Source organism: Flavobacterium sp. XS2P24, from assembly GCF_030010285.1.
Taxonomy (GTDB): domain Bacteria; phylum Bacteroidota; class Bacteroidia; order Flavobacteriales; family Flavobacteriaceae; genus Flavobacterium; species Flavobacterium algoritolerans.
In genome coordinates this window covers 12,186-38,012 of record NZ_JASCRU010000031.1, presented here as the reverse complement: position 1 = coordinate 38,012, position 25,827 = coordinate 12,186, and the positions used below count along the sequence as shown (strand labels likewise).

Below are 25,827 nucleotides of genomic sequence, written 5' to 3'. Positions count from 1 at the left end.
TGACGTGAAATACCTATGATGTGTTGCATGCTTAAAAATACGAAAAATCTTCTTTTTATACCAACATTTTGTTATATTTGTTAATAAGTAAACGGAAGTTTTTTCACAGACTGACGTCTTGATGCAGCAACTGCTAAATATGAAGCGTTAAAAGCTAAATATGAAGCTGAAATGCAAGAGAATGCACAAGCTGCTGTAGCTGCAAACCCAAAACAACAACTAAGAAATGCTTTGTTTGGTGAAGGAAAAATAGGGGATGACATGAGCTTTACATGGGTAAACAAAGACAATATTCTTGGTGTTTATCAACAATTTGTAAGTACTGTTGAAACAAATAAAGATGCTTATTCTCGTGAAGACTGGGATGAAATTAAATTGATGTATGAAGCATTGGACAGCAGAAAAAATACTGTTGAAAAAGAAGGACTTTCAGGTGATGATAACAGAAAAATTGCTAGTTTAAAATTGAAATTTGCACCAATGTATACTGTTAACAGAATGGGAGCAAAATCTGGTGAAATGAAAAAAGCTAAAGAATAAGGAATAATTAATTCAATGTTAGAAATGACAGTCAGTAATGGCTGTCATTTTTTTTTAGGTACGAATCACAAAATGCTCTTTGGGTTGTTCTCTTCTAAAAAAGACCAATCCCCACTGAAACGTATCAATAGTCACCGTCACTTTTGGATGTTTTTTTATGATTTCCCAAGCCTCTTCCATTTCTGGCGACCAATGAATGTCATCGAATATCCAAACGGTTTCGTTAGTTATTGTAGGAAGTAATAATTCAAAATAGTCTAGCGTTGCTTTCTTAGAGTGATTGCCGTCGAAGTAAATTAAGGAAAAGTGTTCAGTGTTCAGTGTACAGTTTTGGAGATAAGTACTGAACTCTGTTATTTCGGAACGTATAGTATTGAAATTGAATTTTTGAAATTGCAATTGAGCTTGTTTTGCAGTTTCGGGACAACCTTCTAAAGTGATTATTTTTGCTTTTATCCCGACGCTTCGGGACCCTAAAGAAAGCGCCGAAGTTGCTAATCCTAATGATGTTCCAATTTCTAATATCGTATCGGGTTGAAAATAATGGGTGATTCTAAATAATAATTCGGATCGTTTTGGAGAAATCCCCGCTGTTTTTGCAATCTTGGAAATAACTCTTGTATTCGATTTAAAAACTTTCGAACCTGCACCAAAATCAGTGACTTCAATGGTGTTGTTATTTGCTAAAAGCGAGTTTCTATATTTTTTTAAAATAGCATATTCCGGTTTTGATTTTTTATCGTAAAAGCATTTGGTCAACAAATTAAACACAAAAGGTGAATGTACAGCATGCTCATTTTTTGAGTGCCAAAGGAATTGTAAGTACGATTTTATTTGGAAAAACATAGAGATTGTTAGAAGGTAGGTGCGAAGATAGTAAGATTATAGTCGAAAGTCAAAAGTCTTAAACGTGAAAAGCACAAATTCAAAAGCAAAGACTTTACGATTTTTGACTTTGAAACTTTACGACTTTAAAAGCCTATCTTTGCGCGCTTGGAATTTACACCAAGAATAATACCCATTTTTTACGATAATGATTGAACAAATAGAACATAAAAGTGCCATAAGCTCGGAGGAAATTGACCGATGCATTGCTATTTTGGCACAATTGAATACCGATACCGACCAAATATTTGATATTCCAAAAGAACAACGAACAGCTTTAATCAAAGCAGCTGGAATGTTTTCCAGACCCGATCGTGATGAGCTTTCCCGAAGAAAAAAAGACGGAAAAGTGGCTGCTAAACGCAAAATGGAAAAACGCGACCGTACCGCCCGAAAGGAAACTGGAATCCGTCATGCGCGTGAAGCGAGTATTTTTGTGGCGCCAAAATTATTGGCTTTCAATGATCTTGCCCACAAAGAGCAATTAGAACTGGAAACTCCACGAAATTGTTACGTTTGTAAAACGGAATTTACTAAAATGCACCACTTTTATGATACGATGTGTACCGATTGTGGTGATTTTAATTATGCCAAACGTTTTCAAACGGCAGATGTAAAAGGACAAGTGGCAGTAATTACAGGTTCTCGCTTAAAAATTGGGTATCACATTACGTTGATGCTTTTACGAGGTGGAGCAACCGTTATTGCAACGACTCGTTTTCCGGTGGATTCGGCTTTGCGTTTTTCTAAGGAACCTGATTTCATGGATTGGGGACATCGTTTGAAAATTCATGGATTGGATTTGAGACATATTCCGAGTGTGGAGATTTTTTGCAACTTTATAGAGCAAAAATACGAGCGATTGGATATTCTAATCAATAATGCCGCGCAAACGGTGAGACGTCCCGCCGGATTCTACACCCATTTAATGGAAAACGAAGAGCGTTCCATTACGTCTTTGCCAAAACAAGCGCAAGAATTATTGCTGGATCATACCAATTGTTTGGATGAATTGAAAGTGTTGACATCTGGAGCTTCCCCAAATCAGAATATGCCAGTGACTTGGCACGGACCAGAACCTGGAATAGGGTTGCGGGCTTCCGCCAAATTATCCCAGATTCCGTATTCGTTTGATAATGCATTGGTGGCAAATGAAGTTTTTCCGGAAGGGGAACTTGATGCCGATTTGCAGCAAGTAGATTTGAGAAAAACCAACAGTTGGCGCTTGCGATTGGGACAAATAGAAACCACGGAGATGATAGAAGTGCAATTGGTGAATTCTGTAGCGCCATTTGTATTGTGCAACCGCCTTTCGGAAGTAATGAAGAAAGACAACACCGGAAAAAAACACATCATCAATGTGTCGGCAATGGAAGGGAAGTTTCATCGCTTTTTCAAGGAAGACCGCCATCCGCATACCAATATGGCCAAAGCCGCTTTGAATATGTTGACGCACACTTCTTCGGGAACTTTGGCAAAAGATGGTATTTTTATGAATGCGGTAGATACTGGTTGGGTAACCGACGAAGATCCGGCAGAATTAGCCAAAAGAAAACAGGAAGAAGAAGATTTTCAACCGCCATTGGATATTGTAGATGGAGCTGCACGAGTTATGGATCCGTTGTTTGACGGTATCAATACAGGAAAGCATTGGTGCGGTAAGTTTTTGAAAGATTACAATCCGATTCCTTGGTAAAACTTTCAGATTTATAAAATAAACACCCACAATAGAATTAGATTTTGTTGTGGGTGTAAACTAAATAGTATTAATGTTTCAATGCTGCAAACTGTGACTGAATATCGAATACTAATTTTATCCTTCTATCTTGGTAGAAAGTTCAAAGTTTAGTTCCTCTTTCTCTTCAATTATATTGATAATTTTTTCAATTCTTTAGCTTTTGTAGCAAATATGTCGCTTTTGCTTACACTAAAGAATGGTACCTAATATTTGTCTATTTGTCCTTAGGAGATCTAAGTGCAAATGCAAATCCTAGCCCAAATAAAAGTGTTATTAGTGCTGCAAAATATGGGATAAAATCAGACATCTTTATTGTTTTGTATAAGTTTTAAATAAATACCAAATGCTAATATGGAAGGAACCCAAATTCCAATAAAGATTGCTTGCTCTTTATTTCCCTGAAAGTATAAAGTTTCTGAGAAAACTAACGAAAGGAAAGCTGCTATAAAAAGAAGCTTATCAGATAATGTAAATTTTTTTAACATTTTTGTTGATTTAAAAATTATTTTTAATAGAATAATTAAGTAAATCTATAAACATAAAGTGAATTTTTTTTGTTTCTATTGTTGTTTTATCAAATTATTAAGTATTGTTTAGCAGGTAGTTTTCTTAGAATAATGAATAATAAATAGATTTTGAAATCAAATTAAAGAGAAATAGTAACACATCCTTGTGTATATCTACTTATTTTCATGGAAAAAAAAGAATAAAACTAAAAAACATTAGTTTGGAAAATTATTTAAAGATTGCAGGCCTAAATTTTGGGTAAACACTTTAATATTAAAAATAGAAAGCCACAACAGAATTATATTTTGTTGTGGCTCTGGTTATTTGGATAGCTATCTTACCTCGCGATGACTTTTTATCCTTCTATCTTCGCAGAAAGCTCAAACCATCTTTCCTCTTTATCTTCAATCTTATTGTTGATGTTCTCTAATTCCTTTGCTTTGGTCATAACATCACTTTCTTGCACTTTTCCATCAGAGAATAATTGCTCGATAGCCACTTTTTGAATCTCTAAATCTTTGATTTCTCGTTCGATTTTCTGAAATTCTTTTTGCTCGTTGAACGTTAGGTTTCCAGTTGGATTATTTTGTTTCCAGTCTTTCTTTTCTGCTTTGTTTTCCTCTTTTTGCGCTACATCATTACTGTCTTCGTAGGCTCTGAAATCAGAATAGTTTCCAGGAAAATCTTCGACCACACCATCACCTCTAAAAATGAATAAATGATCCACAATTTTATCCATGAAATACCTATCGTGAGAAACCACTAAAAGGCAACCTGGATAATCCAAAAGGAAGCTTTCCAAAACATTCAGTGTCACAATATCCAAATCATTCGTAGGTTCATCCAGAATCAAGAAATTCGGATTCTGAATCAAAACCGTACATAAGTACAAGCGTTTCAATTCTCCACCGCTCAATCTGTCTACAAAATCATATTGTTTTTTAGCATCAAACAAGAAACGCTCTAACAGTTGCGAAGCCGAAATCAATTTTCCTTTCATCAACGGAATAAATTCTCCGTATTCCTTAATCACATCAATCACGCGCTGACCCGGTTTTGGGTTAATCCCGCTTTGCGTGTAGTAGCCCACTTTTATGGTTTCACCAATTACCACTTTTCCACCATCAAGTGGCAAAGTTCCGGTCAATAAATTCAAGAAAGTCGATTTCCCGGTTCCGTTTTTTCCAATGATTCCAATGCGCTCGCCACGTTGAAAATCAAAACTGAAATTATCCATGATGACATGGTCCTTGAATTTTTTGGAAATCTTGTGAAGCTCAATAATCTTGCTTCCCATACGTTCCATGTTAATTTCAAGCTCTACTTTGTTCTCACGACGCCGACTTTGCGCTTTTTCCTTAATTTCATAAAAATCATCCTGACGTGATTTCGATTTTGTCGTTCTCGCTTTTGGCTGACGGCGCATCCATTCCAGTTCTTTCACAAAAAGATTCTGTGCTTTATCCACACTCGAATTTTCGGATGCGATACGCTCCTCTTTTTTCTCTAAATAATAGGAGTAATTTCCTTTGTATTGGTATAATTTTCCGTTGTCCAGTTCGATGATTTCATTACAAACGCGCTCCAGGAAGAAACGGTCGTGCGTCACCATGAACAACGTAATATTTTCTTTTGCAAAATAACTTTCCAGCCATTCAATCATTTCTAAATCCAAGTGATTTGTAGGCTCATCCAGAATTAACAAGTCGGGACGATTAATTAAAATGATAGCCAGTGACAACCTTTTTTTCTGTCCACCGGAAAGATTTTTTACTTTCAGTTTGAAATTTTCCAACTTCAGTTTGAATAAAATTTGCTTGTACTGCGTTTCAAAATCCCATGCATTGTGTTGATCCATTCCGTCAAAAGCTTTTTGGTAAGCTTCTTCGTCTTCTGGATTTTCTAACGCTTTTTCATAGGCTTCAATCACTTTCAAAGTCTCATTATCCGATGCAAAAATGCTTTCTTCAATCGTTAATTCGTCCTGTAAGTTATTATTTTGCGAAAGGAAAGCCATTTTGATGCCTTTTCTCAATACGACTTGTCCAGTATCAGATTCTTCTAGACCATTAATGATACTCATAATAGTCGTTTTTCCAGAACCGTTTTTGGCTATGAAAGCAATTTTTTGATCTTTATTAATTCCGAACGAGATGTCTTTAAACAACGTACGTTCACCAAAAGATTTCGAGATATTTTCTACAGAAAGGTAATTCACTTTGTAAGATATGAGTTATAAATTAAGAGCTATGTATATGTTATGAAACATAACTTTTTTGCAAAAGTAATTCATTTACATCAAGTTTCAAGTTTTTGTGGTTTAAGTAATATTAAAACTAAAATTAACATCTTTTTTTAGGAGCAAAAGATTTGGTTTTATTTAAGGTTATGGTTCCCGCTGTCATTCTAATCTTTTTGTTCTTAAAGAAAGAACAAAAAGGATTTTCCCTTCCATCGGGGCTAAGGAGAACATGTTTTTTTATTTTTTAGACTTTGAACCTTTGTCTCTTTGCCTCTTAAAATATATCTTTGAAAAATGCAACTATCTGTCATCATTCTCAATTACAATGTTCGGCATTTTCTGGAACAGTGTGTTTTAAGCGTTCAAAACGCTATAGAAACCATTGATGGAGAAATTATTGTAATCGATAATAATTCTTTTGATGACAGTTTTAAAATGATAAAAAAGCGTTTTCCAAAGGTAAAACTCATTCAAAACAACAAAAATATAGGTTTCCCAAAAGGCAATAATATAGGAGTTGCTCAAGCTCAAGGCGAATACATTTGTATTCTGAATCCTGATACTGTTGTCGCCGAAGATACATTTGTAAAAATATTAGCTTTCGCCCAAAAACAATCAGATTTAGGAATCTTGGGTTGTAAACTTATTGATGGAACCGGGAATTTTCTTCCCGAAAGCAAGCGCGGTGTTCCTACACCTTGGGTCGCTTTTACCAAAATCACGGGTTTGTATAAATTATTTCCTAAATCAAGGACTTTCGGAAAATATTATGCTGCGTATTTAAACGAAAACCAAACCGGAAAAGTGGATATTCTCGTTGGGGCTTTTATGTTTATGAAAAGAGATTTATATCTTGAAATGGGTGGATTTGATGAAGATTGTTTTATGTATTCTGATGATATCGATTTGTCGTATCGAATCCTGAAAGAAGGAAAATCTAATTATTATTTTCATGAAACCACCGTAATCCATTATAAAGGAGAAAGTACCATTAAAGACGAAACGTATATGAAACGTTTTCAGGAAGCGATGAATTTTTTTTATAAAAAGCATTTTCGTGTATCTGTGATATTCTCACTTTTTATGGAAATAGGAATTGTCTTTTTCTCATTGGCAAAAATGTTTCAAGGAAAATCCTCGCGAAACTTCGGGATAAAAAAGACTCCAAAATTATATCTGTTGTATTCGGCTAACGAAAAATTAGTAGATAAACTCCGTTTAGTTTTGCAAAAAAAAGTCCTGTTTCACGATTTGAAAACAGAAAAAATGGTAATTTCGTCTTCTGTTAAGAGTAAAATAAGCACAGAAGTTATTTTAGATAACGAATTCATTTCTTTTAAAGAGTGTATTGCAATTCTCGAATCTTCAAGAAATAAAAGGTTTACCTTTAAAATTATACCAAAAAACGCTAATTTTTTAATAGGAAGTAACAATAGTAACGAGAGAGGTGAGATTATAGAAATAGAGTAAAAAATTACATTTAATGTAATTTATATTTGAAATATTTAGTAATTTCGCAAACTGAAAATCAAAATCACCTTTTAGGTTAACAATATGGCAAGATTTGAATTAAAGCTTCCGAAAATGGGAGAAAGCGTTGCAGAAGCGACCATTACGAATTGGTTGAAACAAGTTGGAGACAAAATTGAAGCCGATGAAGCGGTACTCGAAATTGCTACTGATAAAGTGGACAGTGAAGTGCCGAGCGAAGTTTCGGGTATTTTAGTCGAACAACTGTTCGGTAAAGATGATTTAGTTCAAGTAGGGCAAACTATTGCCATTATTGAAACGGATAGTGCAGCTGTTACTGAAACAGTTCAAGAAGTTGCTGCTCCTGCTGAAGTTGCAATTATTGAAAAAACAGTTGAAGTAGCTAAAGAAGCGGTAGCGGTTCCTGCTGATTTCTCTGATTCTGAAAAATTCTTATCGCCTTTAGTAAAAAATATTGCCAAAGAAGAAGGGGTTTCTGTAGCAGAATTAGCATCAATTTCCGGAACAGGAAAAGAAGGAAGAGTTACTAAAAATGATATTTTAGACTACGTAAAAAATAGAACAAGCCATCCAGCAGTTTCAGCTCCGGTTGCAGCAGTTCAAAAACCGGTTGCAGCTCCAGTGGCTCAAAAAGCAGCTCCAGTATCAGTAAGCGGTGGTGATGAAATCATAGAAATGGACAGAATGCGCAAGCTGATTGCGGGTTATATGGTGGCTTCTGTACAAACTTCGGCTCACGTACAATCATTTATTGAAGTGGATGTGACGAATATTGTAAAATGGAGAGAGAAAAATAAAGTTACTTTCGAAAAAAGAGAAGGGGAGAAATTGACGTACACGCCAATTTTTATGGAAGCAGTTGCTAAAGCACTGAAAGATTTTCCTGGAATGAATATTTCTGTAGATGGTGATTATATCATTAAAAAGAAAAACATCAACCTAGGAATGGCTGCTGCGTTACCAAACGGAAATTTAATTGTTCCTGTTATTAAAAACGCTGACCAACTGAATTTAGTAGGAATGGCAAAAGCGGTAAACGATTTAGGAAACCGTGCTAAAATGGGAAAACTGAAACCAGACGATACGCAAGGCGGAACTTATACGGTTACGAATGTGGGGACTTTTGGAAGTGTTTTTGGAACGCCAATTATCAATCAGCCACAAGTTGGGATTTTAGCTCTTGGAGCAATTCGTAAAATGCCGGCAGTAATCGAAACTCCAGAAGGAGATTTTATCGGAATTCGTCAAAAAATGTTCTTGTCGCATAGCTATGACCACAGAGTAGTTGACGGAGCATTAGGTGGTAGTTTTGTAAAAAGAGTTGCTGAATACTTAGAAGCTTTTGATGTAAACAGAGATGTTTAAATAAATATAATTAGAATAGTAGACCCGACCGATTTTCAAAAATCAGTCGGGTTTTTATTTTAGTACACCGTTTTAATTGCACAAAAAGACAAGAATTCTTGAAGAAATTATTTGGGGATAATTCGTCAAATTCGTGTTTAACCTATATATTTGTATCCACACAAAATTTAAAAATGGAACTCAAACTCAATAAACCAATTTGCTTTTTCGATCTTGAAACCACAGGAATTGATATCGGAAAAGATAGAATTGTAGAAATCTCAATATTCAAAGTTTTCCCAAACGGAAATAAAGAAAGCAAAACTTGGCTGGTTAATCCTACGATTCCAATTCCGCCGCAAACAACAGCTGTTCATGGAATTACTGATGAAAAAGTAGCTAACGAACCTACTTTTAATGAATTGGCAGCGCAGGTTTACAATATGATTAAAGACAGTGATTTGGCTGGATTTAATTCAGATCGATTTGATATTCCGTTATTGGCAGAGGAAATGCTTCGTGCCGGAGTAGATTTTGACATGAAAAACAGGGTTTCAGTTGATGTACAGACCGTTTTTCATAAAATGGAAGAGCGAACTTTAAGCGCGGCGCATAAGTTTTATTGCGGAAAAACACTTGAAAATGCACATTCTGCGGAAGCAGATACTATGGCGACTTACGAAATTTTGAAAGCGCAACTGGATCGTTATCCGGAACTGGAAAACGACATGAAATCATTATCGGAATTTACCACAAGAAAGAAAATTGCTGATTTTGCTGGTATGATTGCTTTTGATAAGGATGATGAAGAGATTTTTACTTTTGGAAAACACAAAGGAGTGAAAGTGGATAAAATTCTGGAAACAGAACCCGGTTATTTCAGTTGGATACAAAATGCGGATTTTCCGTTGTATACCAAGAAAGTTCTAACGGCAATAAAACTTCGAAAACTGAATAATAAATTAAGCTAATTTTTGAATCAATAGGAAATGAAAATAATCTGCATTGGTAGAAATTACACCAATCATATAGAAGAATTACACAACGAAAGACCAACAGAACCTGTTGTTTTTATGAAGCCGGATTCGGCCGTTTTATTAAAGCAGCATCCATTTGTGATTCCGGAATTTTCGGAGGATATTCATCACGAGATTGAGATTATTGTCAAAATAAATAAAGTTGGTAAATACATCGAGCCTAAGTTTGCGCATAAATATTATGACGAAATTAGTGTTGGAATTGACTTTACGGCACGTGATTTACAGGCGAAATTAAAAGCAAAAGGCTTGCCTTGGGAAAAAGCAAAAGCATTTGACGGCTCGGCAGTTATAGGTGAATTTTTACCAAAAAATCAATTTAGTTCATTAGAAAATATTACTTTTGAATTAACCAACAACAATAAAACGGTACAAAAGGGTAATTCCAGTCATATGTTGTGGAAAATTGACGAGCTAATTTCATACGTTTCTCAGTTTTTTACCTTAAAAACTGGAGATATTATTTTTACAGGAACTCCAGAAGGAGTAGCTGCTGTAAAGCCAGATGACGTTTTGGAAGGATTTTTAGAAGGACAACAACTCTTTAGAATACAAGTAAAATAATGGCTATAAACTACAACCTTTCAAAAGTGTACGCACTTTCAGACAACGATGCAGAATTTGTAAATGAAATTTTGACATTGTTTGTTACCGAAGTTCCAGATGATTTAGTACAAATCAAAGAAGGAATAAAAAAGAAAGACCATAAGCACGCTTATGCTTATGCGCACAAGATAAAACCTACGCTTGATTTAATGGGGTTAAACGTGGCTTTTGAGGAGATTCTTCAAATCGAAGCCTGGACTAAAGCCGAAGGTAAAAAGAAAGACATCAAAGAAACTTTTAAGAGCGTAAAAAACCAAGTTAATGACGCTATCAAAGAAATCAAAAAAGATTTCGATTTGTAATATTGGGGCGTGACCCGCTGAAAAAGCGGGTCGGGCTATGCGTTACAAACTAAGTTCACTGAACTCCTATGAAAATAATTATTAGGTAAAGTATCTCTCTCGTTAAAAAACGAGGAAGGATTTTCACTACTATCCCTCACGCAAAAAACGGAATGTGCTATTTTACACATTTCTTTTTAAGATTGCAATCCCACAAAAAATATCACAAAAAAAATGAAAGCAACCATAGTTACCATTGGTGACGAAATTTTAATAGGCCAAATTGTCGATACAAATTCGGGTTTTATAGCTAAGTCGTTAGATAAAATTGGTGTTGAAATCAATGAAATGATTTCGATTAGTGATGATAAGAAACACATTTTAGATACGTTTACAGTACTTCAAAACAAAGTCGATTTGGTTATTATAACTGGAGGTTTAGGACCAACAAAAGATGATATTACCAAAAAGACATTTTGTGATTATTTTGAAGATGAATTGATTGTAGACCAAAAAGTGCTGGCCCATGTTACGCAACTTATAGAAGGTTTCTACAAGCGAACAATTACGCAGATCAATAAAGATCAGGCACTGGTTCCTTCAAAATGTACGGTGCTTCACAATCAAGTAGGTACTGCGCCAGGAATGTGGATGAAAAAGGAAAACACAGTTTTTATTTCGCTTCCCGGAGTTCCTTATGAAATGAAGTATTTAGTGGAGCATGAAATTATCCCAAAAGTAGTTCGGGAATACAAACGACCTTATATTATCCATAAAACAATTCTCACTTACGGACAAGGTGAAAGTATGGTTGCCGAACGAATAGAGGATTGGGAAAATAACCTTCCTGAATTTATTAAGTTGGCTTATTTGCCTGCACCGGGAAGAGTTCGTCTGCGTCTTTCTGCCCGTGGCACTGATAAAGAAAAATTAGAAGCCGCTCTCGAAGAAAATGTAAATTCGCTGGATGCGATAATCCATGATATTATAGTGGGTTTTGATGATGATGAAACCTTGGAAGTTGTAATAGGAAAAATGCTTACAAAGCAAAATAAAACCATTTCCACTGCTGAGAGTTGTACCGGAGGTAAAATTGCAGCAGTATTGACATCGGTTTCCGGGGCTTCAAAATATTTTAAAGGAGGTGTTGTCTCGTATGCAACTGCTGCTAAGATTGATGTTTTGGGTGTTTCGGAAAGTCTCATAAAAGAACATTCTGTTGTGAGTAGAGCGGTAGTTTCGGAGATGGCTTTGAATATAAAAAACATGATGAAAACGGACTATGCAATTGCGACAACCGGAAACGCTGGACCATCAAAAGGAGACTCAAATGCAGAAGTTGGAGCAGTTTTTATTGCATTGGCAACGCCAAGCGAAGTAATTGTTGAAGAATTTAATTTTGGTCAACCCCGTGAAAAAGTGATAGATAGAGCTGTAATTAAAAGTTTAGAACTATTACAGAAAGAAATTTTAAAAAATGTACAATAAATTTGTTGCTTAATAGGTTTATTTTTCTTTTCTTTGCACCCTGATTTTGAATAACGATAAAAGATAAGTATAATGTCAAGAGTTTGTGACCTTACAGGTAAAAGAGCGATGGTAGGAAATAACGTTTCTCACGCTATGAACAAAACTAAGAGAAAATTTTCTGTAAACTTAGTTAAAAAGCGTTTTTATCTTCCAGAAGAAGATAGATGGATTACTCTAAGAGTAGCTGCATCTACGATAAAAACAATTAATAAAAATGGAATCGCTGCAGTTTTGAAAAAAGCGCAGTCAGAAGGATTTATTAAATAATCCATTCCAAAATAAAAAAATAGCAAGATGGCAAAGAAAGGTAATAGAATCCAGGTAATTTTAGAATGTACTGAGCACAAGACTTCGGGTGTTGCAGGAACTTCAAGATACATAACAACAAAGAACAAAAAAAATACACCAGATAGATTAGAGATTAAAAAATTTAATCCAATCTTGAAACGTGTAACTGTTCACAAAGAAATTAAGTAATAATTAGAGATTTTGATAAAATCTTAAATGGTAACATTTGAAGATTTTATTTAAATTTAAATAACATTTGAATCATGGCAAAGAAAACCGTAGCATCGTTACAAACATCTTCTAAGAGATTATCAAAAGCCATCAAAATGGTGAAATCTCCAAAAACAGGTGCATATACATTCGTAGAATCTATTATGGCTCCTGAAGCTGTTGATGAATTCTTGAAAAAGAAATAATTAGCAATCACATTATATAGAAAAGCTACTTTCATTCGGAAGTAGCTTTTTTATTTTCTATATTTACCATTAGAAAAACGTATTGGTTCTAAGGACTTAAATACTTCATTCTTAATACTATTTATACAATGAGTTTTTTCAAAAGAATATTTTCATCAGAGAAAAAAGAAACATTAGACAAAGGTCTTGAAAAATCAAAAACAAATTTCTTTTCGAAGTTAACCAAAGCTGTTGCCGGAAAGTCAAAAGTTGATGATGAAGTTTTAGACAATTTAGAGGAAATCCTTGTTGCCTCAGATGTTGGTGTAAATACGACATTAAAAATAATTACCAGAATCGAGAATCGTGTTGCTTCAGATAAATACCTTGGTATAGAGGAACTCAATCAAATTCTTAGAGAAGAAATTGCAGCTTTATTATCAGAGACAAATACAGGAGAAGCAACTGAATTTGTAATTCCAACTCAAACTAAACCTTATGTTTTAATGGTGGTAGGAGTTAATGGAGTTGGGAAAACCACTACCATTGGTAAGTTAGCCTATCAGTTTAAAAAAGCAGGTTATAATGTGGTTCTTGGTGCAGCCGATACTTTTCGTGCCGCAGCTATCGATCAGTTGCAAATATGGGCGGATAGAGTAGGAGTTCCTATTGTTCGTCAGGATATGGGAAGTGACCCGGCTTCGGTAGCTTTTGATACCTTGCAGTCAGCAGTGGCGCAAAATGCCGATATTGTTATAATTGATACTGCAGGTCGTTTGCATAATAAAATTAATTTAATGAACGAATTGACTAAAGTAAAACGAGTGATGCAAAAAGTTGTTGGTGATGCACCACATGATGTGTTATTAGTTTTGGATGGTTCAACCGGTCAAAACGCTTTTGAACAAGCGAAACAATTTACAGCAGCTACAGAGGTTACTTGTTTAGCAGTTACAAAACTAGACGGAACAGCAAAAGGTGGGGTTGTAATAGGAATCTCAGATCAATTTAAAATTCCTGTGAAATACATTGGTGTTGGAGAAGGGATTGAAGATCTTCAGGTTTTTAATAAGTATGAGTTTGTTGATAGTTTTTTTAAATAATAGTTAGAATGGATTTTTCTTCTTTAAAAAATACACCTCCAATGTATCTTTATTTAGTGAGTATCATTTCTTTTATATTGGCAAATCTTGTTCGAGATAAAAGTCTTGGTTTTTATTATTTTTTGTTGATAATAGGGTTGGTTTTCTTTGTTTTAGGTTTTATGAGACGTTTGAAAACCAAGTAAATCTATTGGTATAAAGCACTAATTTTTTGCCATAATGTTTCATCAAAATCGGATAAAGCAAAAGTTGGATTATCTGGATTTGCAACATCTCCCATTCTGATAACGACCATTTTCTTGCTGGGAATGACATAGATTTTTTGGTCATTTTTGCCTAATGCCATATACATATCGGCTGGAGCTGTTGGTATTAAACTACCATTGAACTGCAGTTGGCTTTGTGGTAAATGGTAACTTGATTTTCCATTCAGCCACCATAAATAACCGTATCCCATATTTATGGTTTGTGAAGTATTAGTAGCTTCATTTAAATAGTTTTCATTCACTATAGCATTGCTTTCCCATTTTCCTTTGTTGTAGATTAACAAACCAAAGCGTGCCATAGAACGAGTATTACTTCCATAAACAGAATTATTACCTAACTGAAACCATGCTCCATCCATTCCTATTTTATCTTTCAATTTAGTGTTGAAATAGGCATTCCAGGTTTGACCGCTGGCTTGCGCAATCACATCCTGTAATTTCACATAGACATTATGGTAGGCCCAACGTGTTCCTGCGTCAGCTTTGTATTTTAGGTTCACAGGATCAACATCATCCGTACTGTCATCTAATCCGGAAGTCATATTGAGTAAATGTTTGTTTGTAATCAAATTTTCTTTTGCTAAAGGCAGGCTAGTCCAGCCAGTTCCTATGTATTGTGAAACTTTATTGTTGATGTTAATCAGGTTTTCTTGTTGTGCAATTCCCGTTACAGTTGATGTTAGTGTTTTACCGGCACTTGCCCAATACCAAAAAGCATTGGCATCATGACCGTTGAAATAATTTTCCATTACGATTCTTCCGTTGACAAGAATTATGAAAGATTTTGAATTTTTGAGTGCCAAATAATCCAATAATGGTTGCACGGCGGATTGCTTCCAACCTAAACTCGCAATAGATTTTGTTTCCCAAGTTGTGCCTGTTAAAGGTGGGAAATAGATTGTTTCTTCAGGTGTAGGAGTGGGAGTTGGTTCCGTAGTTTCGGAACTGCAGCTACTGCAAAATATTAGGATGAGGAGACTGTAGATTATTTTTGACATCTTGCTACTGATTTGTTTCTAATTCCTTTAAGACCAAAAATATAGAAAATAGTTTAATGTGTTTCTGCTATTTTTGTTTTCTTTGAATTTAATAAGAGTAACTTTGTATTTAGAACAAGCGAGATTTAACCCGAATTGACTAGCCCTGATGGAAGCGACATCCTTTTTCTTGCTATTCTGACGAAAGGAAGAATAGCAAGAAAAAGGATGTCGCTTCCATCAGGAATTAGCTCCTAAAAATAATAATTATATGAAAAACACACTTAGCATTTTTTTTATAGCATTCCTTTTTGTGGGGTGTCAGCAAAAGATTAAGCCTGCAGACATTTCTAAAATAAACGGATATTGGGAAATTGAAAAAGTTGTTTTTGATGCTGGGAAAGACAAGGATTATGGCTTGAATGAAAGTTATGATTTTTTTAAAATAAGCGACAGTAAAGGGATTCGAAAGAAAGTGATGCCACAATTGGACGGAACTTTTTTGGTGAATGATGTTTATGAAAACGTAGCGGTGCGATTTGCCGATGATAAAGTATTTTTGGATTATTCCACATCTTATATGAAATGGAGTGAGGAGTTAATTGCTTTGTCAGAGGAAGAATTAGTATTGCTGAACAAGGACAAAATGGAATATCATTATAAAAAAGCAACACCAATAAATTTACTGGGCGATGGCAAAAAGGCTGAATAATCAAAGTACGATAGGGGATGTTTTGAAACAAATTATCCAAGTGAATAAACTTCAACCCGGAATGGATCAAATTGATGTGAAAGATGCGTGGAAAAATCTTATGGGGAATGGTGTGAATAATTACACTAAAAATGTGGTTTTGAAAGGAAGCACTTTGTATGTGGAGTTGAGTTCTTCAGTATTGAGAGAAGAATTAAGTCACGGAAGATCTAAAATTGTGGCTATGATTAATGAGGAGTTAAGACGTGATGTGGTGAAAGATGTGGTTTTGAGGTAATGATTTTAGATTGTTGATTAACGATTTTAGATTTCAGATTTCAGATTTTTGATATAAAAAAATCCCGTTTCAATTTTGAAACGGGATTTTTTTTATTTAACGATTTCTAAATCTTAATTCAAAAATCGTTAATCTTCAATCATAAATTAAAATTGCTCTCTTCCAGCAAAATGGAAAGCACCTTCGATAGCTGCATTTTCATCGCTATCAGAACCGTGAACTGCATTTTCTCCGATAGAAGTTGCGTAAGCTTTACGGATAGTTCCTTCAGCAGCTTCAGCTGGGTTTGTAGCACCAATTAAAGTTCTGAAATCTTCAACAGCGTTATCTTTTTCTAAAATAGCAGCAACAATTGGTCCTCTTGACATGAATTCTACTAATTCACCGTAGAAAGGTCTTGCAGCGTGAACTTCATAAAATGCTTGAGCATCAGCAATAGTTAATTGCGTTAATTTCAAAGAAACGATTTTGAAACCTGCATTAGTAATCATTGCAAGTATGTTTCCGATGTGTCCGTTAGCAACAGCATCAGGCTTGATCATTGTAAATGTTCTATTAGTAGCCATTTTTTTTGTTTTTTAAATTTTGTGCAAAAATAGTATTTTTTTATTGATTATTTTTACAAATTCGGCATTCAAATAACCGTAATCTGATTAAAGTACAATAATGTCGAATTTGTTGTCCAGTGGTTTGAGCTGTTCGATCAATGTTGGAATAATATTGTCGCCGTTTTCTAGGTAAAATTCTGAAAAATTAGTTTGACGTTCCTGTAAACTCTGGTTAGGAAATAATTCGTTTTGCAAGTCGGTAATGCGTTGTAAAATATCGCTTAACTTTCTTTTTTGTGCTTTCAGCAAGCGTTTCTCCAGATTTTCTAATCCTTTAATTTGTTTTACTTCCTGCGCTTTTACAGCTCCAATAAAAGATTCATCTGTTTTATTCGCTACTTCATAAAGCGCACTAAATTGTTTTTGCAATTGTTCTTTCAAATGCGTTAAATCGATTGGGAAATCTGATAATTCTGTGGTTTTAGTATTTACTAAATCGGCTTGTTTTGAAAATAAATCTTTCCAACTCAAATTTAGTTTGTCTGCTTTTTTAGCTTGTTTTTCGGTAGCCAATAGCACAGAGTTTCTAAGTAACAGCATTGGGAAAGTTATTTTAGCTGCAGCAAAAAAGGATTTTAGTTCTAGCCAATATGCGATTTCTCCACCTCCGCCGATGTAGCATAAATTAGGGAGAATCACTTCTTGATACAATGGACGCATTATCACGTTAGGACTGAATTTTTCAGGATGATTTTCTAAAAGTGATAAAATTTCACTTTCAGAAAACTCAATTTTTGTATGATTTACTTTGTAGGTATTGTTTTCAAAAATGATGCGTTCTCGTAAATTATCTTCAATATAAAACAAATTGATTTCACGAGGATTTACTTGAATCGTATAGTCTTTTAATTTTTCGGCAGTTTCCAATACCAATTTATGGGAGGATTGGTGAAGCAATTCTTCTTTTACAAAAGGAATGAAGTTGCGTTTTAAGTCCTGATTATCTGCATCCAAAATAACTAAGCCATATGCACCAAAAAGCGCATTAGCCAAAAATCTAGTAGCATCGGCTAAATTATCATGATTAAGATAAGAATCTTCAAACAGTTTTTTGAGCGTATTTGCATTTGTACTGGAACCTAATTCCAGTGCGTATACTTCAAGGAAATCAGCTAAACCTTCAGTAGACAATCGGCCAACGGGACCTGTACTTTCTTTGTTCCAACGGAATTTTTTGCCTTTAAAATTAAAATAATTGATTTCTTCAAAATCATGATCTTCCGTTGCCATCCAATAAATTGGGACAAAATTTGAATCAGGATATTTCGATTTTAATTCGGTTGTTAAATTAATGGTCGAAATAATTTTGTATAAAAAATACAATGGTCCGCTGAATAAATTCAATTGATGACCAGTGGTAACGGTAAATGTATTGGAATTGGCTAAAGCGGCAATATTTTGATTTGTTAAAGCCGAAGTTTCAACTGTAGCATATTGTTTTTGTAAAACAGAAACTAAAGTAGCTCTGGATGTATCATTAAAATTCGCTTTTTTTTCTTGAATTTGTGATCCAAAGTTTTGAAGATTTGGAAAATGATGGTATAAAGATTGAAGATTGCTTTTTTCCTCTAAATAATCATTCATTAAAGTAGAAAAATATCCTGAATTCTGATAGCTGATACAGTCGGTTGGCATGTTTTGAGTTTCTAAATTTGTCGCTAAAGTAAGAAAAAGTAAAGTTATGTTTTTTTGGTTTAAGATATGTTTAGGAAAATAGTAATTATCGCTTTAAAGTAAAATGACCTTTATATTCCTTTCCATCAGTTCTGGTTGCAATAAACCAATAATCATCTGATGGAAGTTCGTGTCCATTCATAGTTCCGTTCCAAGCTCCATTTTGGATTAGTACTTTTAATAATTTTCCATAACGGTCAAATATTTTTACAGTCAAGTTGGTTTCTAGTTCTGAAAATTTAATATTCCAAGTGTCATTATAACCGTCTCCATTTGGTGTGAAATATTTTGGATACATTAATAAAAAGACTACATCAGTAGCTGTTCCACAACCATTTTTATCTCTGACATGTACAGTATATTCACCACTATATAATGCCGAAAATTGATTGCTATCCTGAAAATGAATACCGTCAATTGAATATTCGAAATCACCTTCACCTGATGCAAAAACGGTGATTGTATTCTCATTATCAGTCCAGTCTTTAGTTTCAATAGCTGTAATTGTTGCAATATTTGATTTTTTTACCTCAAAATTCTTTGTACTGGAACAAGAAATTGTATTGTAATTATTGGTGACAGTTACTGAAAAATTACCGGGAGTAGATACCATTATGGATGGTGTTGTTTCTCCAGTTGACCATAAATAGCTGTCATAACCGGCATCTGCATGTATTATAATAGTATTGTTTTCGCAAATGGGTACAATGTCCTGAATTGAAATAATTGGTTTTGATAAAAGAGTTAATTTCAATTCAACAAGAGCATAACAAGGCGTATTCGAATTGATTCGAACGTAGATTTTGTTGTCACCTACGACTAAGTTGTAATTTGAAAAATTAGTGATTTGATTGGCAGCAAATTGATTTTCTGCTCCTGAAATAGTTGAATAATAAAAAAATGTATATCCTGAAGTATTTGAAATTAGCTTCGAATTATAGTCTGATAAATTTACTTTTTCAGAACCGTCATTCAAATCATCACAAAATAATTCTTCATAATTATTTGCGGGCAAAGTATTTATTAGAGAAATAGTTAAAGCTAGTTTATTAGGACTTTCGCAGCTGTTTTCTGTTTGCGAAGCATAATATGTCTCACCATCTTGTAAAGGAGTTGAACTAGACAAAAGAACTCCAAGACTATTATACCATTTTATCGCAGTTCCTAAAACTACAATAGTATTTAAAGTTGGATTTTGACTGGAACAAAAAGTCTGACTTGTATTTCCTGTTGGAGCAGGAGTATTTTGAATATTTATTAGGACAGGAATTCTTTCGCTTTCGCAGCCATTAATGGTTTGCGAAGCATAATAAGTTGTGTTATTTTGTAATAAAGTTGTATTTGATAAAAGTGTTCCATTGGTCAAAGTATCATACCATTTTATGTTTTGTCCTGTAATTGAAATCTCATTTAAAGTTGCATTTTGTTGGATACAGAAGGTTTGTGGGGAGGTTGAAGGTAAGGGCTGATTATTAATTGTGATGGTTTGATTTTGTGTTGATGTGTTTCCGTTGCCATCATTATAATTCCAAACCACAGTATATGTTCCAGGTAAACTATACGAAACCGCACTTGAGGTAGTTGCTGTAATCGTACCTGAACAATTATCCATTGCTGTTGGGATTGTAGTAATTACAGTGTTGCAATCACCTGTAACCATTGGAAGTGTAGCAAGATTAGGAATTGGCGATTCAACATCACCAACAATTACTTCAATTATTTTTGTATCATCACAACCGCCAGTTCCAGTAATGCTACAACTATATTGACCACTATTTTGAGTTGTTGCATTAGGAATTGTTGGATTTTGTTCAATTGATGCGAATCCGTTTGGCCCCGTCCAAGAATAATTTGTTCCGCCGGAAGCTTTTAGTTCTATGGTATTTCCTATACAGATTGGGGAATTGGAAGAGATTTCGGGAGAAGAAAGGCAATCTTGAAATTTGGCTAAATATATATTATATAGTCCACCTACTGAATTTAGCATGTGATTTTCTTGATGTGCTCCCGGAGTTGAAATTCCGGTAGTACTGGTTGTGTTACCTACTAAATAAATGTTATCTAATTGATCCAACGACATTTTATTATTAACATCAGCAGCTCCATTAATTCCTTCGTTACCATTTCCTCCATAATAAGTGCCCCATTCTCTTTGTCCGATTTCATTTAACTTTATTACGTAGGCATCTTGTCTCTGATTACTTGAAGAATACGATCCAGCAGTCGCTATACCTGTAGTTTGATCTGTACATCCAGTAACGAAAACTTTATTATTTGAATTGACTTTTAAATCCTGTATAAATTCTCCAAAATAGGTACCCCAAACTAGATTTTGGGTAGTAACATCAAATTTGGAAATATAACTGCTGAGACCGAAATTCATTGGTAAGTCTATGAAATTTTCATTAAAAGTTCCAGTACTATTCAAATTATCACGGCTATTTGTTATGCCAATAAGGTATAGAAAATTGTTATTTATTTTTGATTTTGTAATGGTAGCACTAGTATTTCCACTAAAATAAGTACCCCAAACTCTTTGTCCATCTAAAGTAAATTTAGCTATCATTCCTGAGGCATAGCCAATCATATTCGGTTGATAAGAATTTGAAGTTGATATGCCTGTAACACTGCGGGTATTTCCGGTTACATATAAAAAACCATCATCAGAAATATTTGATGAAAAAATTTGATCTCCATCAGTTCCACCAAAATAAGTACCCCAAACTCTAACTCCCTGAGAAGTGAATTTAGCAATGAAACCATCATCATCAAGATAACCTAATCCATGAGTAGGTTGATGAGTATTATTTGTAGCAATATTTCCAGAACTGCCTGTAACACCAACCAAATAGACATTGTTGTCATTGTCAAAACTAATATCATTTCCTTTATCGGATGAAATACCTCCATAATAAGTTCCCCATTCTCTTATTCCGGAAGAATTTAATTTCACTAAATAGGCATCGTCATAGTCAGCATGTAATGGCTGATGTGAACCGAGAGTTGATACATTTGTTTCTCCCCATGTTTTCCCAGTGAAATATAAATTTTCATTGGAATCTACTTTAATTGTTGATGGAGTAGTGGAATAATAAACACCCCAAATTCTTGTTCCATTTGAATCGAATTTTGCTATAAATCCATTAGCATAATAATATGGTACTGGAAAAGATCCAGATGTTGCTATATTTGTCGTACTTGATGTATAGCCTGAAAAATAAACATTATTATTTTTGTCGTTACATATGTCAGTTGAGTATTCACTATTGTTTCCGGCATAATAAGTTCCCCACAACCGCACAGGAACTGGATCAATAATCACCGTTTTATCAATAGTAATATTTGCTGTTTCAAATCCGTAAACATTATTTTTGATTTTTTTGTAACCAACAGTAATTTCCTTTTTCTCTATCCCGTCTTCTGTCCAACTAGCGGGCAGGGTCTCTTCCATTTTCCCAAAACGAACATTTATTTTGATTTTGTTATCAACTAAATCCGTTTTGGCACCATTAAATTTCATTTGGATATCCGATATTTTGCCTTTCGGATGCACCACAAAATTATATTCCACTGTTTTCAAAGTATCTTTTGGAACGAAAAAAACTACATCAATATTTGGGTAAATGTTTTTATATGTAATTTGCTGGTACTGATGTACATTAACAATACCTTCAGGTTTATTCGGGATATTGTAATAATTATCATAATCTTTAGAAGCTTCGGCTGTAACTAATTCTACGTTGGGATTGGAATTAACAAAATCAATATCTATTCTGTGAAAAACATATTCTAAAGTATAATCCTGTGTTTTTTCTTTACTAATATCTAAAGGAGATAAACTTCTTTTTTCTATCGAATGTCTTATAGGAAGTTTTTTGGTCTCATAAACATCATATGAAAATCCATTTTTCTTTAACTGGACATTTAGTCCATTTGAATTTAATAGATACTTTACCGCAGGATTCGCCTTTCCTTTTTGGTCAATAATCTGTCCTTTATTTTCTTTAAAACCTATCGATTGATTTTTATTTTGAGCAAATAATGGTGTAATTAACAATAAAAATAATAGAAGTAATTTTTCTTTCATCGGTGCTGTTTAATCAGTTTTTTGTGGGGTTATGAATGTTATTTCTTTAAACTAAAATGTCCTTTGTATTCATTTCCATCTGTTCTTGTTGCGATAAACCAATAATCATCTGCTGGAAGGGCATATCCATTCATGGTTCCGTTCCAATTGTTATTTTGGATTAATTTTGTGATTAATTTTCCATAACGGTCAAATATTTTTAAAGTCAAGTTGGTTTCCAAGTCTGAAAATTTAATATTCCAAGTGTCGTTGAAACCGTCACCGTTTGGGGTAAAATATTTGGGGTACATTAATAAAAAGACTTCATCTGTGGCGGTTCCGCAACCATTTTTGTCTCGGACATGTACGGTATATGCGCCACTATACAAAGCCGAAAATTGACTACTGTCCTGAAAATGCGTACCATCAATTGAATATTCGTAATCGCCTTCGCCAGATGCAAAAACGGTGATTATATTCTGATTGTCGGTCCAATCTTGTATTTCTAAAGTAGTAATGGTGGCAATATTTGATTTTCGTACTTCAAAATTCTTGGTACTCGAACATGATATTGTACTGTAATTAGTAGTAACAGTAACGGAATAATTTCCTGGATTTGCAACAATTATCGAAGATGTCGTAGCACCAGTTGACCATAAATAAGTGTCGAAACCTGAACCGGCACCAACAGTAATAGAATTGTTTTCACAAATGGGGACAACATCAGGGATTGTATTAATTGGTTTTGATACAAGTGTTAATTTCAATTCAACAATGGCATAACAAGGCGTGTTAGAATTGATACGAACGTAGATTTTGTTGTCGCCTAAAGCTAAGTTGTAATTTGAAAAATCAGTAATTTGATCGATTGCCAATTGATCTTCTGCACTTGAAAAAGTCGAATAATAAGAAAAAGTATATCCTGAAGTATTTGAAATTAACTTCAAATTATAGTCTGATAAATTTATTCTCTCGGAACCGTCATTCAAATCATCACAAAATAATTCATCATAATTATTTGCGGGTAAAGTGCTTATAAGTGAAATTGTAACAGCTAATTTATTAGGGCTTTCGCAATTGTTTTCTGTTTGCGAAGCATAATAGGTCACACCATCTTGTAAAGTAGTTGAACTGGACAAAAGAACTCCAATACTATTATACCATTTTATCGCATTTCCTGAAATTACAATAGTTTCTAGAGTTGGATTTTGACTGGAACAAAAAGTCTGACTTGTATTCCCTGTTGGAGCGAGTGTGTTTTGAATGTTTATTAGGACAGGAAATCTTTCACTTTCGCATCCATTAATGGTTTGCGAAGCGTAATAAGTGGTTCCGTTTTGTAATGGAGTTGTATTTGATAATGGAATTCCATTAGTCAACGCATCATACCATTTTATGTTTTGACCAGTTATTACAATATTATTAATTGTTGCGTTTTGTTGGATGCAGAAGGTTTGTGAGGAAATAGCTACTGGTTCGGTAATATTCACGAGATTAACTAAAATAGGAGTCCTAGTGCTTTCACAACCATTTTGAGTTTGAGATGCATAATAAGTTGAACCATTAATTAATGCTGTAGAACTTGGCAATAAATTTTCTCCGTTTGTAGCATCATACCATTGAATAAATGTTCCAGATACATTTAAGTTGTCTAAAGTAGGATTTTTCAAATTGCATATGTTTTGGGGGGAAGTTCCAAAAGGGGCAGAAATTGGTTGAAAAGTTACTGTAACCGGTGTTCTTAAACTTTCGCAGCTTCCTGCTGTATTCATAGCAAAATATGTAGTGCCTTCTGCTAAAAGGGTTGTATCGGTTAACTGATTTCCTCCAAAAAGTGAATCAAACCACTTGATGTTATAGCCAGTCACCACAATGTCTTTTATTGTTGGAATTTGTTTGGAACAAACAGTTTGGACTGATGATTCGAATTTTGGAGGTGATTCATCAAAATAGTTAGCTGTGTTATCTTTCCGGTTTGAATAATAAATATTAAAAAAAATAGTGTCAGGAACATAAATGCAATCTAGTTTCGGATTATTTGTCCAATTTGAAGCGTCATTCCACCAACTCCAACTTGCGTCATTTCTAATATCTAAATAGGTTAGCTGGTTATTTGTACATCTAAATATTCCTAAATTGTTATTCATAGAAACATCTAGACTAGTGATTAGATTATTGTGGCAGTATAAAATATTCAGTTGATCATTTGAGGAAGTGTTTAGGCTTGATAATTGATTTTCATAACATAATAAAAGAGTTAGATTAATGTTATTAGAAATATCTAAATTAGTTAATAGGTTATTGTTACAGCGAACATCTGTTAATTTTATGTTTTTAGAAATATTTAAATTTAACAATTGATTGTTATTACAATTAAGATTTGTTAGATTAAGGTTTTGGGAAGTGTCTAAGTTTGTTAATTGATTAAATTCACAAGAAATAGATATTAATTTAGTGTTGGTGTAGGTATCTATATTGGTTAATTGATTATTACCACATGATAATTGAGTAAGTTCAATATTCTTTGAAACATCCAAATTTGTTAGTTGATTGTCAGAACATGTTAAACTTTTTAAATTTATATTCTTTGAAACATCCAAACTTGTAAATTGATTATTGGTACAAATTAAATTCTCTAGTAAGGTACAGTTTGAAAGATTTAAGTTGTTAATTGGACAAAAACTACAATCTAGATATTTTAAATTGGCGTTCAAATCTAAAACAGTTAAACTAAGCCCTCTACAATATAAGGTTTCCAGATTGACGGTTTTTGTAAAATCTAAATTGATAAAAGGATTTCCATTGCAATTAATTGTTTTTAGATTTACACATCCTTCGACATTTAAACTTGTTAGTTTGTTGTCTTCACATATCAATTCAGTTAAAGAAAGATTTTTTGATAAATCTAAACTAGTTAAATTACAATTTTGACAATTTAGTTTTTCTAGAGCTTTAAAATCTTCAATCCCTGATAAATCCTTAATATTAATATTGGCAGCGCCCGGAAAAAAATAAATTTCTTTAATAGAATTAATATTTGAGGTAAGAACTTTTCCGTCTGGTATTCCATCGTCATAGCCGTTATAAATCAAAAACGATTCAAATTCAGGATCAGGAATTTGAGTGTATTGGGCGTAAATGGAGAAAGAAAAAAGCAAGAAAATAACGTTTAATATTTTTTTTATCATATAATTTCGGATGTCATATAGGGAAGTTTGCTTTTACTATTTATTGTTGTCGTAAATGTAATCAAATAGATA

21 protein-coding genes are annotated in these 25,827 nt (G+C 33.8%); 14 read left to right on the top strand and 7 right to left on the bottom strand.

Annotated features, from left to right (window positions below):
* The first annotated feature begins 171 nt into the window (after window positions 1-171).
* Window positions 172-540, top strand: coding sequence for a DUF6565 domain-containing protein (locus tag QLS31_RS14465; RefSeq protein ID WP_282744435.1), 369 nt, complete (start codon window positions 172-174; stop codon window positions 538-540).
* Between the two features lie 54 nt (window positions 541-594).
* On the opposite strand, the gene QLS31_RS14460 is transcribed toward QLS31_RS14465, so the two are convergent.
* A complete protein-coding gene (locus tag QLS31_RS14460) occupies window positions 595-1,386 on the bottom strand; it encodes a class I SAM-dependent methyltransferase (protein WP_282744434.1) in 792 nt (263 codons plus the stop codon).
* A 187-nt stretch (window positions 1,387-1,573) separates the two neighbouring features.
* On the opposite strand from QLS31_RS14460, the gene QLS31_RS14455 reads away from it, so the two are divergent.
* Window positions 1,574-3,121, top strand: a complete 1,548-nt coding sequence (locus QLS31_RS14455) for an SDR family NAD(P)-dependent oxidoreductase (RefSeq protein ID WP_282744433.1) — start codon at window positions 1,574-1,576, stop codon at window positions 3,119-3,121.
* A 904-nt stretch (window positions 3,122-4,025) separates the two neighbouring features.
* On the opposite strand, the gene QLS31_RS14450 is transcribed toward QLS31_RS14455, so the two are convergent.
* Window positions 4,026-5,888 carry an ABC-F family ATP-binding cassette domain-containing protein gene (locus tag QLS31_RS14450; RefSeq protein WP_282744432.1) on the bottom strand — a complete coding sequence of 621 codons (1,863 nt, stop codon included), beginning with the start codon at window positions 5,886-5,888 and terminating at the stop codon, window positions 4,026-4,028.
* 318 nt (window positions 5,889-6,206) lie between these two features.
* On the opposite strand from QLS31_RS14450, the gene QLS31_RS14445 reads away from it, so the two are divergent.
* From QLS31_RS14445 to ftsY, 10 genes are all read left to right on the top strand, one after another.
* Window positions 6,207-7,382, top strand: a complete 1,176-nt coding sequence (locus QLS31_RS14445) for a glycosyltransferase family 2 protein (protein ID WP_282744431.1) — start codon at window positions 6,207-6,209, stop codon at window positions 7,380-7,382.
* A gap of 84 nt (window positions 7,383-7,466) precedes the next feature.
* Entirely contained in the window at window positions 7,467-8,768 is a 1,302-nt protein-coding gene (locus tag QLS31_RS14440; protein WP_282717057.1) for a dihydrolipoamide acetyltransferase family protein, read from the top strand.
* 173 nt (window positions 8,769-8,941) lie between these two features.
* Window positions 8,942-9,718, top strand: coding sequence for a 3'-5' exonuclease (locus QLS31_RS14435; RefSeq protein ID WP_099715941.1), 777 nt, complete (start codon window positions 8,942-8,944; stop codon window positions 9,716-9,718).
* Window positions 9,719-9,736: 18 nt separating this feature from the next.
* Window positions 9,737-10,348 carry a fumarylacetoacetate hydrolase family protein gene (locus tag QLS31_RS14430; protein WP_282744430.1) on the top strand — a complete coding sequence of 204 codons (612 nt, stop codon included), beginning with the start codon at window positions 9,737-9,739 and terminating at the stop codon, window positions 10,346-10,348.
* Window positions 10,348-10,692, top strand: a complete 345-nt coding sequence (locus QLS31_RS14425) for an Hpt domain-containing protein (RefSeq protein ID WP_099715939.1) — start codon at window positions 10,348-10,350, stop codon at window positions 10,690-10,692. The genes QLS31_RS14430 and QLS31_RS14425 overlap by 1 nt, the downstream gene beginning before the upstream one ends.
* A gap of 213 nt (window positions 10,693-10,905) precedes the next feature.
* Window positions 10,906-12,159 (top strand): competence/damage-inducible protein A, encoded by a 1,254-nt coding sequence (locus QLS31_RS14420; RefSeq protein ID WP_282744429.1) that lies wholly within the window; start codon window positions 10,906-10,908, stop codon window positions 12,157-12,159.
* Between the two features lie 72 nt (window positions 12,160-12,231).
* Window positions 12,232-12,468, top strand: a complete 237-nt coding sequence (gene rpmB / locus QLS31_RS14415; RefSeq protein ID WP_024980263.1) for a 50S ribosomal protein L28 — start codon at window positions 12,232-12,234, stop codon at window positions 12,466-12,468.
* A 27-nt stretch (window positions 12,469-12,495) separates the two neighbouring features.
* The gene (rpmG, locus tag QLS31_RS14410) at window positions 12,496-12,678 is read left to right on the top strand and encodes a 50S ribosomal protein L33 (RefSeq protein ID WP_017495179.1); all 183 of its coding nucleotides are present in this window, start codon (window positions 12,496-12,498) and stop codon (window positions 12,676-12,678) included.
* 74 nt (window positions 12,679-12,752) lie between these two features.
* Window positions 12,753-12,905, top strand: coding sequence for a DUF4295 domain-containing protein (locus QLS31_RS14405; protein WP_073370281.1), 153 nt, complete (start codon window positions 12,753-12,755; stop codon window positions 12,903-12,905).
* Between the two features lie 128 nt (window positions 12,906-13,033).
* Complete coding sequence (gene ftsY, locus QLS31_RS14400; RefSeq protein WP_282717051.1) at window positions 13,034-13,987, top strand: signal recognition particle-docking protein FtsY; 954 nt, start codon at window positions 13,034-13,036, stop codon at window positions 13,985-13,987.
* Window positions 13,988-14,174: 187 nt separating this feature from the next.
* On the opposite strand, the gene QLS31_RS14395 is transcribed toward ftsY, so the two are convergent.
* Complete coding sequence (locus QLS31_RS14395; protein WP_282744428.1) at window positions 14,175-15,251, bottom strand: serine hydrolase; 1,077 nt, start codon at window positions 15,249-15,251, stop codon at window positions 14,175-14,177.
* A 250-nt stretch (window positions 15,252-15,501) separates the two neighbouring features.
* Between QLS31_RS14395 and QLS31_RS14390 the strand changes: the two genes are divergently transcribed.
* Both QLS31_RS14390 and QLS31_RS14385 read left to right on the top strand, forming a co-directional pair.
* A complete protein-coding gene (locus QLS31_RS14390; protein ID WP_282744427.1) occupies window positions 15,502-15,942 on the top strand; it encodes a hypothetical protein in 441 nt (146 codons plus the stop codon).
* Window positions 15,923-16,219: a DUF721 domain-containing protein gene (locus QLS31_RS14385; protein ID WP_099715934.1), complete on the top strand. Its 297-nt coding sequence runs from the start codon at window positions 15,923-15,925 to the stop codon at window positions 16,217-16,219. The genes QLS31_RS14390 and QLS31_RS14385 overlap by 20 nt, the downstream gene beginning before the upstream one ends.
* 146 nt (window positions 16,220-16,365) lie before the next feature.
* Here the strand turns inward: QLS31_RS14385 and QLS31_RS14380 are convergent, their stop codons facing one another.
* The 4 genes from QLS31_RS14380 to QLS31_RS14365 form a co-directional block, all read right to left on the bottom strand.
* The gene (locus QLS31_RS14380) at window positions 16,366-16,785 is read right to left on the bottom strand and encodes a nucleoside-diphosphate kinase (RefSeq protein WP_091259031.1); all 420 of its coding nucleotides are present in this window, start codon (window positions 16,783-16,785) and stop codon (window positions 16,366-16,368) included.
* A gap of 87 nt (window positions 16,786-16,872) precedes the next feature.
* A complete protein-coding gene (bshC, locus tag QLS31_RS14375; RefSeq protein ID WP_282744425.1) occupies window positions 16,873-18,462 on the bottom strand; it encodes a bacillithiol biosynthesis cysteine-adding enzyme BshC in 1,590 nt (529 codons plus the stop codon).
* Window positions 18,463-18,547: 85 nt separating this feature from the next.
* Entirely contained in the window at window positions 18,548-22,588 is a 4,041-nt protein-coding gene (locus QLS31_RS14370) for a T9SS type B sorting domain-containing protein (protein ID WP_282744424.1), read from the bottom strand.
* 38 nt (window positions 22,589-22,626) lie between these two features.
* Entirely contained in the window at window positions 22,627-25,755 is a 3,129-nt protein-coding gene (locus QLS31_RS14365; protein ID WP_282744423.1) for a T9SS type B sorting domain-containing protein, read from the bottom strand.
* Window positions 25,756-25,827: the final 72 nt, after the last annotated feature.